At 58.9% G+C, this 15,023-nt stretch carries 17 protein-coding genes; 6 read left to right on the top strand and 11 right to left on the bottom strand.

Annotated elements, in window-relative coordinates; all coding sequences use genetic code 11:
* Positions 1 to 6: 6 nt before the first annotated feature.
* Together cysS and ACHUE7_RS08040 are read right to left on the bottom strand one after the other, a co-directional pair.
* The gene (cysS, locus tag ACHUE7_RS08045) at positions 7 to 1,392 is read right to left on the bottom strand and encodes a cysteine--tRNA ligase (RefSeq protein WP_394169508.1); all 1,386 of its coding nucleotides are present in this window, start codon (positions 1,390 to 1,392) and stop codon (positions 7 to 9) included.
* A 78-nt stretch (positions 1,393 to 1,470) separates the two neighbouring features.
* Positions 1,471 to 2,334 carry a 6-carboxytetrahydropterin synthase gene (locus ACHUE7_RS08040; protein ID WP_394169507.1) on the bottom strand — a complete coding sequence of 288 codons (864 nt, stop codon included), beginning with the start codon at positions 2,332 to 2,334 and terminating at the stop codon, positions 1,471 to 1,473.
* Between the two features lie 164 nt (positions 2,335 to 2,498).
* Between ACHUE7_RS08040 and ACHUE7_RS08035 the strand changes: the two genes are divergently transcribed.
* Positions 2,499 to 2,687, top strand: coding sequence for a hypothetical protein (locus tag ACHUE7_RS08035; protein ID WP_394169506.1), 189 nt, complete (start codon positions 2,499 to 2,501; stop codon positions 2,685 to 2,687).
* On the opposite strand, the gene greB is transcribed toward ACHUE7_RS08035, so the two are convergent.
* The 5 genes from greB to ACHUE7_RS08010 form a co-directional block, all read right to left on the bottom strand.
* The gene (greB, locus tag ACHUE7_RS08030) at positions 2,653 to 3,171 is read right to left on the bottom strand and encodes a transcription elongation factor GreB (RefSeq protein WP_394169505.1); all 519 of its coding nucleotides are present in this window, start codon (positions 3,169 to 3,171) and stop codon (positions 2,653 to 2,655) included. The genes ACHUE7_RS08035 and greB overlap by 35 nt on opposite strands.
* Positions 3,168 to 5,198 carry a bifunctional tRNA (5-methylaminomethyl-2-thiouridine)(34)-methyltransferase MnmC2/FAD-dependent 5-carboxymethylaminomethyl-2-thiouridine(34) oxidoreductase MnmC1 gene (mnmC, locus tag ACHUE7_RS08025; protein WP_394169504.1) on the bottom strand — a complete coding sequence of 677 codons (2,031 nt, stop codon included), beginning with the start codon at positions 5,196 to 5,198 and terminating at the stop codon, positions 3,168 to 3,170. The genes greB and mnmC overlap by 4 nt, the downstream gene beginning before the upstream one ends.
* A 17-nt stretch (positions 5,199 to 5,215) precedes the next feature.
* Complete coding sequence (locus ACHUE7_RS08020) at positions 5,216 to 5,566, bottom strand: hypothetical protein (RefSeq protein ID WP_394169502.1); 351 nt, start codon at positions 5,564 to 5,566, stop codon at positions 5,216 to 5,218.
* An 82-nt stretch (positions 5,567 to 5,648) separates the two neighbouring features.
* Positions 5,649 to 6,326 (bottom strand): TIGR04211 family SH3 domain-containing protein, encoded by a 678-nt coding sequence (locus tag ACHUE7_RS08015; protein ID WP_348475476.1) that lies wholly within the window; start codon positions 6,324 to 6,326, stop codon positions 5,649 to 5,651.
* Between the two features lie 118 nt (positions 6,327 to 6,444).
* Positions 6,445 to 6,744, bottom strand: coding sequence for a YciI family protein (locus ACHUE7_RS08010; protein ID WP_394169501.1), 300 nt, complete (start codon positions 6,742 to 6,744; stop codon positions 6,445 to 6,447).
* Positions 6,745 to 6,837: 93 nt separating this feature from the next.
* Here ACHUE7_RS08010 and ACHUE7_RS08005 point away from each other — a divergent pair, with 93 nt between their 5' ends.
* The 5 genes from ACHUE7_RS08005 to rluB all read left to right on the top strand — a co-directional run bounded on the left by ACHUE7_RS08005 (position 6,838) and on the right by rluB (position 11,585).
* Positions 6,838 to 7,689, top strand: a complete 852-nt coding sequence (locus tag ACHUE7_RS08005) for a phosphatase (protein ID WP_394169500.1) — start codon at positions 6,838 to 6,840, stop codon at positions 7,687 to 7,689.
* Between the two features lie 113 nt (positions 7,690 to 7,802).
* A complete protein-coding gene (locus ACHUE7_RS08000) occupies positions 7,803 to 8,426 on the top strand; it encodes an L-threonylcarbamoyladenylate synthase (RefSeq protein ID WP_394169499.1) in 624 nt (207 codons plus the stop codon).
* A 45-nt stretch (positions 8,427 to 8,471) separates the two neighbouring features.
* Positions 8,472 to 9,428: a segregation and condensation protein A gene (locus ACHUE7_RS07995; protein WP_394169498.1), complete on the top strand. Its 957-nt coding sequence runs from the start codon at positions 8,472 to 8,474 to the stop codon at positions 9,426 to 9,428.
* Entirely contained in the window at positions 9,425 to 10,738 is a 1,314-nt protein-coding gene (gene scpB, locus ACHUE7_RS07990; protein WP_394169497.1) for an SMC-Scp complex subunit ScpB, read from the top strand. Before ACHUE7_RS07995 ends, scpB begins: the two co-directional genes overlap by 4 nt.
* Positions 10,722 to 11,585 (top strand): 23S rRNA pseudouridine(2605) synthase RluB, encoded by an 864-nt coding sequence (gene rluB, locus ACHUE7_RS07985; protein ID WP_394169496.1) that lies wholly within the window; start codon positions 10,722 to 10,724, stop codon positions 11,583 to 11,585. The genes scpB and rluB overlap by 17 nt, the downstream gene beginning before the upstream one ends.
* A gap of 18 nt (positions 11,586 to 11,603) precedes the next feature.
* Here rluB and ACHUE7_RS07980 read toward each other — a convergent pair whose 3' ends face one another.
* From ACHUE7_RS07980 to ubiG, 4 genes are all read right to left on the bottom strand, one after another.
* Positions 11,604 to 12,506, bottom strand: coding sequence for a GGDEF domain-containing protein (locus ACHUE7_RS07980; protein ID WP_394169495.1), 903 nt, complete (start codon positions 12,504 to 12,506; stop codon positions 11,604 to 11,606).
* Between the two features lie 250 nt (positions 12,507 to 12,756).
* Positions 12,757 to 13,566, bottom strand: coding sequence for a YciK family oxidoreductase (locus ACHUE7_RS07975; protein WP_394169494.1), 810 nt, complete (start codon positions 13,564 to 13,566; stop codon positions 12,757 to 12,759).
* Complete coding sequence (locus ACHUE7_RS07970; RefSeq protein WP_394169493.1) at positions 13,563 to 14,231, bottom strand: HAD family hydrolase; 669 nt, start codon at positions 14,229 to 14,231, stop codon at positions 13,563 to 13,565. The genes ACHUE7_RS07975 and ACHUE7_RS07970 overlap by 4 nt, the downstream gene beginning before the upstream one ends.
* Complete coding sequence (gene ubiG, locus ACHUE7_RS07965) at positions 14,228 to 14,938, bottom strand: bifunctional 2-polyprenyl-6-hydroxyphenol methylase/3-demethylubiquinol 3-O-methyltransferase UbiG (RefSeq protein ID WP_394169492.1); 711 nt, start codon at positions 14,936 to 14,938, stop codon at positions 14,228 to 14,230. The genes ACHUE7_RS07970 and ubiG overlap by 4 nt, the downstream gene beginning before the upstream one ends.
* Between the last annotated feature and the right edge of the window lie 85 nt (positions 14,939 to 15,023).

Genomic DNA, 15,023 nt, shown 5'->3' with positions numbered 1-15,023 from the left:
CCGGGTTCAGGCCTCGCGAGACCATTGTGTGCCTTCACGGGTGTCCTGAATGAGAATGCCCGCCTGCTTCAGTTCATCTCTGATGGCATCGGCCCGGGCAAAGTCTTTGGCTTTTTTGGCGTCCTGCCGTTGCTGAATCAGATCTTCAATCGCTTCGGGTTGCATGCCGTCTTGTTGCTCGCCATGAAACCAGCTCAATGGGTCTTGTTGGGCAATGCCCAGAATGCTGGTAATGGCGATTAACTCGCCTTTCAGCCGGGCCCGTTCGGTGTTATCGGTCGTCTTGAAGAACTGACCGGTCAATTCATAAAGCGCAGCAATGGCCCTGGGCGTGTTCAGGTCGTCCAGCAGCGCCTGAACCGCTTCTAGTGACGACAGGTCGTCAGGCTCAACAGTCTCGATATCCTGACTGTCGCGTAACACCGTGTAGAGCCGGTCCAGTGTCTGACGGCTCTGGCTCAGCAATTGCTCCGACCAGTTCAGGTTCGAACGATAATGCGCCGACAACAGCGTCAGCCGAACCACTTCACCGGGATGCTCGTTCAGTACGTCCCGCAGCACCGTGAAATTGCCCAGCGACTTGGACATTTTTTCGCCTTCGACATCGAGCATCGCGTTGTGCACCCAATAACGGGCATAGCCCTGGCTGTCCGGCACACAGCACAGGCCCTGAGCCATTTCGTTCTCGTGGTGCGGGAAAATCAGATCGCTGCCGCCGCCGTGAATATCAATGGTATCGCCGAGATGTGCCATGATCATGGCGGTGCATTCAATGTGCCAGCCGGGGCGACCACGACCCCAGGGGCTGTTCCAGCCGGGCAGGTCGTTACTGGAAGGCTTCCACAGCACGAAGTCCATCGGGTGGCGCTTGTAAGTGGCGACGTCGACCCGGGCGCCTGCCAGCATATCGTCAATGTTGCGACGCGACAGTTGGCCGTAGTCTTTCATGGAGTCGACGGCAAACAGAACATGGCCTTCGGCGGCGTAGGCATGGCCGCGGTCGATCAGCCGCTCAATGATGTCGACGATCTGCGGGATGTGTTCAGTCGCGCGGGGTTGCAGCGTGGGTTCGAGATTGCCCAGTGCGGCCATGTCTTCCTGATAGGCCGTGGCGTATGTGTCGGCAAAGGCTTTTATATCGACGCCTTCGGCTTTGGCGCTGGCGTTGATCTTGTCGTCAATGTCCGTCAGATTACGAGCGAAAATGACGTTTGAAAACTGGGTTTTCAACACCCGGTACAGCAAGTCGAACACCACGGCCGAACGGCCATTGCCGACGTGAATGTAGTTGTAGACGGTAGGGCCGCAGGCGTAAAACGTCACTCTGTTCGGGTCGAGCGGTACAAAGGGTTCTTTTTTGCCGGACAGGGTGTTGTAAACAGTCAGCGTCATCTGCGGTTCCGAAGCTCTCTTGAGTGAATCATTGAATGGATAGCCGTGGCGTCAGTGTAACACCGCCGCGTCATGGGGTCATGAGCCGGATTCGGCGATGGCGCCCTTCATCACGCCTTCAAAGGCGCGCACACGCCACCGGTCGCGCGGGTATTCCTCCGCCAGGCTGTTCGCCAGATGCGCGGCGATCAGCTCAACGGTGGTGTCGGTTTTGAGGATCACGGTACTTGCCTCTGGTAACCAGACATCAAACCGGCCCTGCTCGGCGTCGTATCCGACATGGACCAGGTCCGACTCAGCGGGCTGGTTGGGCACTATATCCTCTTCGGTGATCAGATAGATGTCCTGAAAGCGTTCTGCCCAGTCTCGCTCGACCTCAGAATCACGCTGGCCATTGCGAAATATTTCAATGCGCGACCGGTGCCCATGGCAGATGCGCTGACAGTCGCCCTGATGTTTTTTCAGGCCGTGCGAATAGTGATAGAAGGGGCCGTCGATCAGTTCGCTGCGCAGGCGCAACACGACCTGGGAGACATTATCGGGCACCAGGGTATTGAGGTGCGCTTCCAGTGTTGGGCGCACGGAGTCGATGCTGATGTCGTCGGTTTCCACCAGATAAACCGCTTCACGCGGCGATTCATAGTGAAACCGGCGTGCGTCCCGGGAATTACGAAATTCCGCTTGAATGCGTTCGCCGTTGTCGGTTTCCTGCAGCGTCAAACCGGGCAGTTTTGCCGGTAGTACCAGGGTGTGGTCCATGCCTGAGTCAAGTGCGGCCTTGAGCAGCTTCTTGACGTGGCCAAAATCGAACACCATGCCTTCATCGTTGAGATCGCCCACCAGCTCGACGTCAACAATCCAGCTTTCGCCCACCACACCCCGGGTTGGGTGAAAGTAGCTGAAGTCGAGTACGGTCAGGTTGTCTACGAAAAGGCGGCTCATTATGGATCCGGTCGCGAAAAGGGTCGCGTATTTTAGCAGCTTGCCAGGCCTGAGGGGAGGGTGGTCTGCATTTATAGCGCCGGGGTGGAAGACGGTATCTGTAAAATCTCGCAACCGTGACTGTTGTTGGCTAAACTTTCTGCAAACCTTCCGGGATATCTGCCGTGAAAAAAGTCGACCCTTGGCTTGAAGCCGGGCTGAAAGCGCGGGAAATGCGCAAAAGCCTGGGTTATTCCTACCTGGCCGCCGATGAGATTATCCGCAGCATGCGCGCCTTGCGCGAAGCCCTGCCACTGCCCGACAGCAGCAAGGCACTGCCTAAGCCTCCCCTTGAGGAGGAGACTGATAGCTGACGTGCGTCACCCAGTACTCGTTCTCACCGGCTGGCGTTTGCACCCGGACTTCATCGTCGATGGTCTTTTTCAGTAGAGCCCGTGCCATCGGCGAATCGATGCTGATGTAGCGCGGGTCCAGGTCGAACTCATCCGGGCCAACCAGGCGCATTACCCGGGGGGTCTCATCTTCATCGACCACTCGTACCCAGGCACCGAAGAAGATGCGGCTCTGATCATCGGGCAGCGTGGCCACCACCTGCAACGATTCCAGTCGCTTGGTTAAAAAGCGCACCCGGCTATCGATCTGTCGCAATCGTTTTTTGCCGTAAATGTATTCGGCGTTCTCAGATCGATCCCCTTGTTTGGCCGCGTCTGACACCTCCTGCGTCACCAGCGGGCGCTCCACATGCCACAGTTCATGCAGCTCGGCGCGCATTCTGGCTTCGCCTTCCGGCGTGATGTAGGGGCTGCTCCGCGGACGCGGCGGTCGGTAGCGGCTCATCGTTGTCCTCGTATCAGTTGGCGAATGATAAAGCGGTTCGGGTTCAGGTGATTGGCCACGCTCTGGGCGACAGGCAGTGGCTCGCCGTTGATCCAGGCAGCCAGTGCGCGCGACGCCAGCGGTATCGAGCACAGGCCTTTTGAGCCATGGGCCAGGTTGGCCCACAAGCCCTGGTAGTATGGCGGCTCTGGCAAACGGTGGGTCAGCCGTTTGGTCAGGCCGGTTTGGTAGGCCCTAGCAAAGCCTTCGGCATTGGCCAGCGGACCCACTTGCGGAAAATAATCGGGTGAGGCGCAGCGCTGGCCGGCGCGTGCATCGCGAACTGACTCGCCGCCGCTGATCAGCCCGGGCAATCGCTGATGGGCATTGTTCAGATTGTCGATATCGTCCTGCTCATGCCGGGCAGGCTCGGTTTGACCAACGTGAAAGCTGGCGCCCAGGCTGTGCGCTCCGTCATAGGCTGGCACCAGGTAGCGGTCTGAACAGATCACCGTTTTCAGTTTCGCAAGGGCCGGGGTCGACTCAATGCGAGTGACCTGGCCACCGATGGGTTTCAATGGCAAGTACTGGCTCTGCGACAGTGAAAGGGCGTTCCAGGCGTTGCACAGAACAACCTGTGAGGCTACCAGGGTATGCTCGCCGCCGTCGGTTTCGCAATGAACCTGCCAGTGGCCGTCTTCACCCTGGTGCAGCGTGGTGACTCGATGATGGGTACGTACCTGAATAAGCGGGTGAGCCAACCGGTATTGCACCAGCGCCGGCGGCTGAACCCAGCCGCCAGCCGGAAAAAACAGCGCCTCGCAGGGCAGAGCCACACCCGCTTGTTTACTGGCCAGCGACTGGCTGACACAGTCAGCCAACTCCCCGGCAAAAGGGTTTCGCTGGTGCAAGTGCTTGAAGCGCCGGGCTTCCTTGTTGCCCTGGTTCAATTGCAATAAGCCACATTGTTGGTGCGGAACGCTTTCAGGCAGGATGGCCAGTCGTCGTTGTGCCAGGTGCAGAGCCTCCGTGTAAAAGCGGTTCACCGGAGTGTCATCGTGAGACAGTCGGGCATAAACGGCACCCTGCAGATTGCCGGAGGCGCCTGCCGCGATCTCCCCCGCCTGTTCCAGTACCGTCACCTGCCAGCCGCGCTTCGCCAGTTCCCGGGCGGTATGAGCACCGGCCAGCCCGGCGCCAACCACGATGGCTGTGCGGTTACTGGGGTTTATCCTGGATGCGGGCCAGTGCCATTCGTTTTGCGGCCATAAGCCCGGCCGGGGTGGCCCTTCCATGCCGGCAAAGCGCCCGTGCAGCATTTCGCGTTTCTTGCCAAACCCGGGCCGCCGGGCCACCGTGAAACCGGCACCCTGCAGACCGGCGCGAACCGGGCTCGCCGAAGTAAAGGTCGCGAAGGTTGTGTCTGCATGGCTTAAGCGGGCCATCGATTGAAAGAGGGGTGGTTGCCACATGCCCGGGTTGCGGCTGGGTGTGAAGCCATCGAGAAACCAGGCGTCTACCCGGGCATTCAGATCGCTCAGGGTGTCCTGGACGTCGCCGAATAACAGCAACAAATCGACCCGGTCGCTCAATTCCACCACATGAAAACCCGGCAAACGGGGCGGGTACTCTGCAACCAGCCGTTCAACCCGACCCGACAAGGTGGGCCAGGCCTGCAATGCTTGCCGAATCTGGTGTTTCGACAAGGGGTAACGTTCGGTGCTGATAAAGGTTAAGCGGGCACTGGCAGGCGCCGTTTGTTCAAACAGGTCCCAGGTAGCCAGGGCGCTCAGTCCGGTGCCGAAGCCCGTTTCAACCACGGTAAAATGACGGTGCTCTGCCATTTGGGCGAACCGCTGGGCAAGCCCATTGCCTTGCAGGAACACGTAGTCGGTCTCGGCGTAACCGTTGTCGGTTGAGAAATAGACGTCGTCGAAGGAAGCCGAGCGCGGTGAACCGGTATCAGAAAACACCAGGTCGGGGCGTTCCATGGCTGGCTGCTGCGCGTCGTCTGATCCAGCGTCCGGGTCAGCGCTGAAGCTATTCATATCGATGGTCCCCGGCGTCAGTGCGACACTGGTAAATCCAGCAGCAGGTTCAGCCAGTGCTCAAAGTGTTGCTTGGGCAGAACTACATCATCCATCGAGAACCGCTGAAGGTCTTCAAGGGTGTACTGGGTGGCCAAATGCAGCTCCCACTGAACCACAACATCGTCGGCGATATCCAGCGCAAGCTCCGGGCTGGCTGGAATCTGATCATCAGGCTGTTGATCGAAATCGTCACCAAAGCGCGCGCACCACTCTACAATCTGGAAATGGCTGAAGCGGGACATTGACCCCAACAAGCCCTGGCTCAGTAAATCAGCCAGGTTTGACAGTGTGTGGGGTTTGGATATGGGCGTGCTGGACCAGGCCATGGGACCACTCGTTCAGATTTGTTGCAGTGTATCATTTCATCGTCAGGGCACACACGGTTCATGTGGCCCTGGACTCGAAAGGTTACGCCCAGCTATCGCGGCGCTTGCTGCGAACCTTGGGGAGTAATACGCCCATGATCAGGCCCAGCACGATAAGACTGCCCCCCGCGATTAACATGCGGCTTTCGCGGGTTTCTCGAGTGTTGGAGAGGTTTTGCCGGGCAACGTCGAGCTCATTGCGCAGACTGGCGTTTTCTTCCGATAGCTGCTGGTTGCGCTGGTCGAGGTTGATGGCATCTTCGCTGATCTGGGTGATCTCGCGCAGTTCGGTTGTTAGACGCTGGTTTTCCGAGCGCAGGGTGTCAAGCTCACCGGTGACATCGCCCCGGTCGGCCAGCAGACTGGTGTAGCGCTCGTCGAGTTCGGTGACCTGTTCCTGCAAACGGTCGCGCTCTGCCACCAGGGCTTCCAACTGAAGCTCAGCGGTGGGCTCTTCCTGTACAAAACGCTCAGGGATCCAGCCTTCAATGCCTTCTTCGGTGCGAACGTTGTAATAGCCATTTTCCGGCTCGTCTTGCAGGGTTTCCATGCGGGTGCCCGATGGAATGGTCTTCAAAATTCGGAACTGATCACCCGCTCCCGTTCGAACATTGACCCAAAGCTCATCGATTAGCCACAAGGTGGCACTGCTGGCAGTACCACTGAACATCAGCACCAGTGTCAGACCGAGGATCAGGCGGGTTTTGGAGAGCACAGTCATTAATTCAGTTCCCATGATATCGAAGTTGGTTAACAAAAATGGTTTATTAACAGATGCATATACTGTCGAAACAGTTTACACCCGGTGGGCAGTTACAAAACAGGCCCCTTACGTTGCGTTAAGGTAATACTTTTTTAAACGGCTTGATGCTGACTTCGGCATAAACACCGGCGCCGATGTAAGGGTCGGCCTCGGCCCAGGCGCGGGCGTCGGCCAGCGAATCAAATTCGGCAATAATCAGCGAGCCGGTGAAGCCAGCTTCACCCGGATCGTTCGCCTCAACGGCAGGATTGGGGCCGGCAATCAGCAACCGCCCCTCGTCTTTCAGCGACTCGAGCCGCTTGAGGTGGTCAGCACGCACGCTCTGGCGGCGTGCCAGGCTATCGGGAACGTCTTCACAGACGATGGAAAACCACATGGTTCTTTCTCCTCAGACAGTGGGATGGCCGACAAACGTCCATAAATCAGGCATCATACGGCACCTGCCTGAATCCTGACAATTAAGGATCCTATGACCAACATTGCCCACACCTGGGAAATGCACTGCCACAGCACCTTTTCGGATGGAACCCTGTCGGCTCAGGGAGTCTATGACCTTGCGCTGGAGCGTCAGCTGGAACACCTGGTGCTAACCGACCACGACACAGCCGCCGGCTACCGCTGGCTGCGCGAGCACGGCTCTTTGTCTGAATCGCTACGACTCTGGCCCGGGGCTGAATTGTCGACCGTCTGGATGAAGCGTTCTGTGCATATCGTTGGCATTGGTATGGATGTAATGTCCCCCGCCTGGCAGGCCGTTGAGGCCCGCTATGACCAGGCCCGCGAATCCCGGTTTGAGCGGCTGCTGTTTGTGTTGCGGCGTGAAGGACTGACGCTCGATGAATCTGCCATTCGCGCCCAGGCCGATGGTGCCACCTTGGGCCGCCCGCACATAGCGCGTTACCTGGTCGATACGGGTCAGGCAAAAGACAGCGCCCAGGCCTTCAAACGCTGGCTGGGGAATGGCAAAGTGGGCGATGTAAAACAGTCTTGGCCGGAGCTGGAACAGGCCGTGGCAGATATCGTTGATAACGGTGGTTGGGCGGTGCTGGCTCACCCTCACCGCTACAAGCTAACCTGGCGCAAGTTGGGGCAATTGCTGGATGATTTTTCCGCCGCCGGCGGCCAGGCCGTGGAAGTCAGCTGCCCGGCGATGCCACCGCCGATGCGCCAACGGCTGGTCGACCATTGCTGTGAGCGCGATATCCTGATCGGTGGTGGTAGCGATTTTCATCAGCCCGAGGTGCCCTGGGCAAGACTGGGTTTCTACCCGCAATGGCCTTCTTTGGGACCAAAATTGGTGGACAGTTTATTAAACAGCTAAGTGACGGTGTGTTCCTCCATTTGCCCATGCAAACGGTTCCGCATCGGCCTGCATTAGTGCTAAAGTGCGCTTGTTGTACAAACTTCTGACAATCCCTCTTGGCGGGAGCCAATATGAGCCAGTTTTTTGCAATACATCCGGAAAACCCCCAGCCACGGCTGATCAAACAGGCGGCCGCCATTGTTCGTGAGGGTGGGGTGATTGCCTATCCGACCGACAGTGCCTATGCACTTGGCTGCCATATGGAAGATAAAAAGGCGCTGGATACCATCCGCCGGATACGCCGTATTGACGATTCTCACCCCATGACGCTGGTGTGTCGCGATCTGTCCGAACTCTCCACTTTTGCCAAGGTCGACAACGTCGCCTTTCGGCTGATCAAGAACAACACGCCAGGCCCGATCACCTTCTTGCTCGACGCTACCCGTGAAGTCCCGCGCAGAATGATGCACCCCAAGCGTCGTACCATTGGTTTGCGGGTACTGGGAAACCGTATTGCCGCTGCGTTGCTGGAAGAGCTGGGTGAGCCGATGATGAGCACAACGCTGATTCTGCCCGGCGAAGATGAGCCCCAGAGCGACCCCTATGAAATCCGCGATATTCTTCAGCACGAGCTGGATCTGGTGATTGATGGCGGGTTTTGCGGCTTCGAGGAATCCAGCATCATCAGTTTTCTGGAAGATGCCGTCACCATCGTGCGCGAAGGGGCGGGTGATGTGGAACCCTTCCGGGTCTGACCATGACCAGACCGGTTAACCTCCGACTCAGGATGGCAAGGCGCAATGGCTGATCCGAACGACAACTCCGAACTGGATAACGCGGGGAGTGACAGCGGCGTAGCAGGGCCGATTGCGCCTGGCGCACTCTTTACGCCCTCGGAAGCTCCGGTGGTGGAGGTTGGCGCAACACCCAAAGAACGGGCATTGCAACGTCTGCGCGAGCGTGCCCAGTCAGAACAGTCGGAAATGCCGTTTGCCATTATCGATGGTGAGGCGATGACGCAAATCCCCATGGATTTGTACATCCCGCCCGATGCGCTGGAAGTTTTTCTGGATGCCTTCGAAGGCCCGCTGGATCTGTTGCTGTACCTGATCAAAAAGCAAAACCTCGATATCCTCAACATCAACGTCTTCCAGATCACCGAGCAGTACATGCAATACGTTGAGCTGATGCACAGCATGCAGCTTGAACTGGCCGCCGAGTACCTGGTGATGGCTGCCATGCTGGCTGAAATCAAAAGTCGCATGCTGCTGCCGCGCTCCAGCGATGCCGAAGACGAGGAAGAAGAGGACCCCCGGGCGGAGCTGATCCGCCGCTTGCAGGAATACGAACAGTTCAAGACAGCGGCGGAAAACCTCGACGAACTGCCCCGGGTCGGGCGCGATATTTACACGACCGACGAACACCAGCCCGATTACCAGCGACCGCGTATTCATCCGGATGTCGATATGCGTGAGATTTTGCTGGCGCTTAAAGACGTACTGGCGCGGGCCGACATGTTCGAGGAGCATGAGATTCAGCGTGAAACGTTGTCTACCCGGCAACGCATGGCGGATGTGCTGGAAAAACTGAACGGCACCGCCTTCGTACCTTTCATCACCCTGTTTGACGCCGCCGAAGGACGCTTGGGCGTGGTGGTGACCTTTCTGGCGATTATGGAGCTGACCAAGGAATCCCTGATCGACCTGGTTCAGAACGAGGCCTTTGCGCCTATCCACATCAAGGCTCGCAGTGAATGACGGACGAACATAACGATAACACCGGACCCGAGTTGCCCACCGGGGCCTATTCCGATGGGGCCGACGATTCTGCCAACCCGCTGCCGGCGTCGGACGAACAGGGTACAGAACCCGCAGAGGCGTCTGACGAAGCAACCAGTCAGCCGGATTCAGACCCCGCGGCGCATGATGACCAGCAACTGGACGACCCGGTACTGCCCGAGTCGGAACTCGTCGACGAAGACGATGACACCGACCCGGAGCTGGAATCGGGTGACCCCTATGGCGGTCATGCGCCCGAGGAAGTCAAACAGATCATCGAAGGGGCCTTGTTTGCCGCCGGCACGGCGTTGTCCATTGCGCAGATTGCCGCCTTGTTCGAACCCTATGAACGGCCGCATCGCAGCAGCCTGCGCTCCCTGATGGCGGAGTTAATGGCAGACTATCAGGGCGGTGGTGTTGAGCTGGTAGAAGTCGCCAGCGGCTACCGGTTTCAGACGCGCCATTCGATCGGCGCCTGGGTCAGCCGCTTGTGGGAAGAACGGCCGCAACGGTATTCGCGGGCTTTGCTGGAAACGATTGCTCTGATCGCCTATCGCCAGCCGATTACTCGCAGCGAGATCGAGGACGTGCGCGGCGTGTCGGTCAGCACCCAGATTGTACGGACCCTGCTGGAGCGTGAGTGGGTGCGCGTGGTCGGGCATCGTGACGTGCCCGGACGGCCCGCCATGTACGCCACCACCCGTCAGTTCCTTGATCATTTCGGGCTGACCAGTCTGGATCAGCTGCCCAGCCTGGGTGAGATTCGGGATCTCGATGACATCAACCCGCAACTGGGTCTTGAAGGGGATGACGACCGTTCGGTTGGCGCCGTGGACGACCAGGCAGAAATCAGTTTCAGCACCATGGTCGACAAGCTGCGTGAGGGCGAGCGCAGCGGCAAGACCGGTAATACCTTCATTGACGAACAGCTCGACGATGAGCTGTCGGAAATGGATGCCGTTAACGATGCCATAGAGCAGGCGTTTGAAGCCCAGCGGGCTGGGCACGATCACCCGGGTCTGGATCTGAGCGATGCCGACGAGGCATCGCCAGAGGGTCAATCGGAGGCAGCCGGTGACGCCGGAGCTGACGATCAGGCAAACGACAGGCCTGAGCCCGATGTGTCAGGCTCCGGCCAATCGGAACAGGAGCAGGCACCACAGGAAGAAGAGGCGCTGAGCGAAGCAGAGCAATGGCGCATCATTCAGGAAAAACTGGAACAACAACAAGCCTTGCTGGACGGTCGTGAGAGCGACCAGCCGGGCGGAGACGATGATAATGAGCACTGAACGCATTCAGAAAGTACTGGCCAAAGCGGGCAAGGGATCTCGCCGCGATATGGAAAAAGCCATAGAGGAAGGTCGGGTGAAGGTGAATGGTGAAGCGGTATCCCTGGGCGACCGGGTAGGGCTGAACGACACCCTGGAACTGGACGGTCGGCCGGTTAAGGTCGAAGACCTCCGGGCCCGGCGAGTACTGGTCTATAACAAACCCGAAGGCGAGGTCTGTACCCGCCGTGACCCGGACGGACGCCCCACGGTGTTCGACCGTCTGCCGGAGCTGCCCGGTGAACGCTGGATCGTGGTCGGACGTCTCGATTTGAACACCTCCGGCCTGTTGCTGTTCACCAACGACGGTGAACTGGCCAACCGCCTGATGCACCCCTCCAGCCAGATCGACCGTGAATACGCGGTGCGGGTGCTGGGTGAGGTAAAACCCGAGCACCTGCAGCGCATGCACGAAGGCGTTGAGCTGGAAGATGGCCCGGCGCGCTTTACCGATATTCAGGAATTTGGGGGCAGTGGCGCCAACACCTGGTTTCATGTGGTGATCATGGAAGGCCGCAACCGTGAAGTACGCCGGCTCTGGGAAAGTCAGGACTTGAAAGTGTCGCGTTTGAAGCGGGTTCGTTACGGCTCGGTGTTTCTGGATTCCGACGTACGGGCCGGTACCTGGAAAGAGTTGCCAAAAAGCGAGATCGACAAGTTGGCCAGGCTGGTCGAGCTGGAGCCGGCCCCCTGGAAGTCGATTGTGCAGGGCAAGAACGATCCTAATCGACGCAAGGTCGCCAATCAACGGACGCGCCGTTCAGTCACTGCGCCGCGGCGCAAGAGTGGGGCCATTCGCCGTAAATAAAGCGGCTTAAAGGCCAGCTTAGACCCACTCTCCCTCATGGTTGCGGACGTGGCTGGCGACTACCCGGTTGCGGCCGGCAGCTTTGGCCTGGTACAGGGCCTTGTCGGCCCGGGTGACCAGCTCGGGCCAGTCGTTCTCGTTTTCATAATGCGCCAGGCCAACACTGACCGTGATGGGCTTTTTCGGATCTGGCGAGCGGCACACGGTTTGAATCGTTTGTCGGATGCGTTCAGCGACCTGACGTGCCAGCGGCAGGTTGGAATTCGACAGCAGCACCAGAAACTCTTCTCCCCCAAACCGAAAACAGGCATCGCAGGCGCGAACGCAGTCTTCCAGTGCCCGGGCGACGTTGCGCAGCACGTCATCGCCGGCCAGGTGACCATAGCGGTCGTTCAGCTGTTTGAAGTGGTCGATGTCGATCATCAGCACGCTCATGTCTTGCTGCAGACGGCGGCTGCGGTCGATCTCCCGGTTCAGGGTGATGGCCATGGCGCCGCGATTGCTGAGCCCGGTCAGCGGGTCGATCATGGCGGTGGCTATGGCCTTGCGGTGCGTGAGGCTGTTGCGCAATGGGTAGATCAGGGTGTCCATGATCGATTCAAGCAAGGTCAGGTCCTGTTCGGCCAGGCGCAGCCGGTGCGTAAAGGTTATCTCGCCATACTGCTCGTCATTCAGGCTGAGCTGATAGTTGCAGCGGTGTCGACCCGGTGTGCCCAGATGCAGGGACAGACCGGCATCGCCATTGAGGTAGTCGCAACCGGTCAGCGGAATCAGGTGCTGAACTTCGGTGAAGAAGGTACGCAGCAACTGCTCGGTATCCAGTGAGGTTTGCAGGTGCATCATCAAATGCAGCCGGAAATCCTTAAGTTGGTCCGCGGTTGGCGTATCGACCGCTGATAAACCGGCTTTTGTCGATTTCACGGTCTTGCGTTCTTGCCAGGTTGGCGTTTGGCTGAAGCTGCTGGGCATGATGTCGTTGCCGATTACAGGAGTTAACGCTTCTTAAGCGATTAGTGTGCCAAGTTTAAAAGTCTTTATAAAACAAGGGCTTGAGGCGGGTGGCGTCAGTGCGTTGGCGGATCGGACAAGAGTTGCCGCTATTTGGATTAGCGGCAGTGGCGGGATTTTGTCGCGTCTGTCATGCCCCGCCATGGCAGACGCGTGGTCTTAGCTATTGGGTCAGAAAATCCCTGGCGTCCCAGGATATTCCGTTGAAAGGTTGGCTGTTCGGGCTGAGCAAGTAGCGGTATAGCGGCATGTGCACCTCTGGTGTCGGCACGGTTTGGGGGTCTTCGCCGGGATAAGCCTTGGCACGCATGCCGGTGCGAGTACCGCCGGGGTTGATGCAGTGCACCCGAACGCGGGAAGTGTTCTGCAGTTCATCCGCCAGGGTTTGCATCAGCCCCTCGGTAGCGAATTTGGAGACGGCGTAGGCACCCCAGTAGGCCCGGCCTTCACGACCCACACTCGAGGTGGTGTAGATAATGCGGCCGTTCGGACCAGCTTCGAGCAGTGGCAGCAGTGCCTGCGTCATATGGAAGGCACTGTTAAGATTAACGTTCATCACCGAGCTCCAGACCTTCGGCGGGTACTGAGCGATGGACATTTTATCGCCGAGCAACGAGGCGTTGAGCAACAGGCCATCGAGCCGGCCGTAGGTTTGCTCGATGCCGTGGGCCAGTTCCTGAGCCGACTCGGTGGTCAGTTCATTCAGGTCGAGCGGCAGGATGATCGGTTCGGTCTGGGTGGTGGCTTCAATCTGATCGTACACCGCTTCGAGTTTTTCCTGGGTGCGGCCAATCAGCACCACCTGGGCACCGGCGCTGGCAAAATCCAGGGCGGCGGCCTTGCCAATGCCGTCACCGGCTCCGGTGACAACAATCACCTGGCCGGCCAGGGCATCGCTGGTTTGGGCCTGGTGCAGGAGATCCAGAGTGAGGTCGGTGCGGGAAAGCAGTGTGCCGGGTTCCGGTTGTGTCATGTCTGTGTCAGCCATTGGGTTGCTGTGTGTTTCAGTTCAAGCGGGGTGTGCACCAGACCGTGAGCACCCCAGCTATCAGGTTGGTCTTCTTCATGCAGATAGCCAAAGGTGCAGGCCAGGGTGTGCATTCGGGCGGCCTGACCAGCCTGAACATCGCGCTCGTGATCACCGGCGTAAAGGCAGTGCTCCGGTGCCAGTCCGAGCTGGTCGCTGGCGGCCCAGAGCATGGCCGGGTCGGGCTTGATGGTGGGCAGGTCGCCCTGGCACACCAGGGCCGGTGGTTCCAGTTCGAGCAGCTCCGCCAGCACTTTCTCGGTATGGGGTCGCGGTTTATTGGTCACGATGCCCCAGGGAATGCCGTCGCGGTTGAGCTCCAGTAGCCAGTCGCGGATGCCCGGGTACCAGCTGTTCAGGGTAACCGGTGTGTCCAGAAACAGGGCCAGGAAGTCGGCCCGCCGCTGATGAAACCGGGGGTGCTCGGTGGTCATCTGATGAATCTCGCGGATCGCGGCCCGGGCACCGGCGGAAGCGAAGTGCTCGCGGTGTTCGGTCAGCCGCGGTAACCCGACCTGATCCGCATAGGCATCCATGGCGGCCATGAAGGCCGGTGCGGAATCGAGCAGGGTGCCGTCGAGATCAAACAGCAGGCCTTTGCGTGCCGTCATGAGGCTTCCGCTTTGCGGCAGGCCATCAGGTAATTGACGGACACATCGGTGTTCAGGCTGAAACGGTTGCTGAGCGGGTTGTAATGAATGCCGCGCAGATCAAGCGCCTTCAATTCGTGCTGTTCCGCCCAGCGCTTCAATTCCGACGGTCGAATCAGTTTTTTGTAGTCGTGGGTGCCTTTGGGCAGCAGCCGCAGTACATATTCGGCACCGACTATCGCCATCAACCAGGCTTTTGGGTTGCGGTTGATGGTCGAGAAAAACGCATGTCCACCCGGCTTGAGCAGGCGTTGAATGGCCGCCATGATCGAGGTCGGGTCGGGCACGTGTTCCAGCATTTCCATGCAGGTGATGGCGTCGAACTGGCCCGGGGCTTCCTCGGCCAGGGCTTCGGCGGTCATTTGCCGGTAGTCTATGCCTTCGAGTCCGCTGTCGAGTGCATGCAAGCGCGCGACTTTTAAGGGTGCATCGGTCATGTCGATGCCGGTAACCCGGGCGCCGCGGTGAGCCAGCGCTTCAGTTAAAATGCCGCCACCGCAGCCGATGTCGAGTACGGTTTTACCGGCGATGTTCAGGTGTTCGTCGATGTAGCCGGCGCGTACCGGGTTCATGGCGTGCAGTGGCTTGAACTCAGAGTCCGGATCCCACCAGCGACTGGCCAGGGCTTCGAATTTGGCGATTTCAGACGGGTCAACGTTGTGCGTCACGGTGTTTCCTGCATCAGGTTTCTGGAGCCATCCGGCGGGATGATTACGAGTGTCGCGTCCGTGCCGCTGAACCCTGAGGAGTGCA

The organism is Saccharospirillum alexandrii, assembly GCF_043641555.1.
GTDB classification, from domain to species: Bacteria; Pseudomonadota; Gammaproteobacteria; order Pseudomonadales; family Natronospirillaceae; genus Saccharospirillum; species Saccharospirillum alexandrii_A.
The sequence above is the reverse complement of the archived record's forward strand: the minus strand, read 5'-3'. Positions and strand labels throughout refer to the sequence as shown.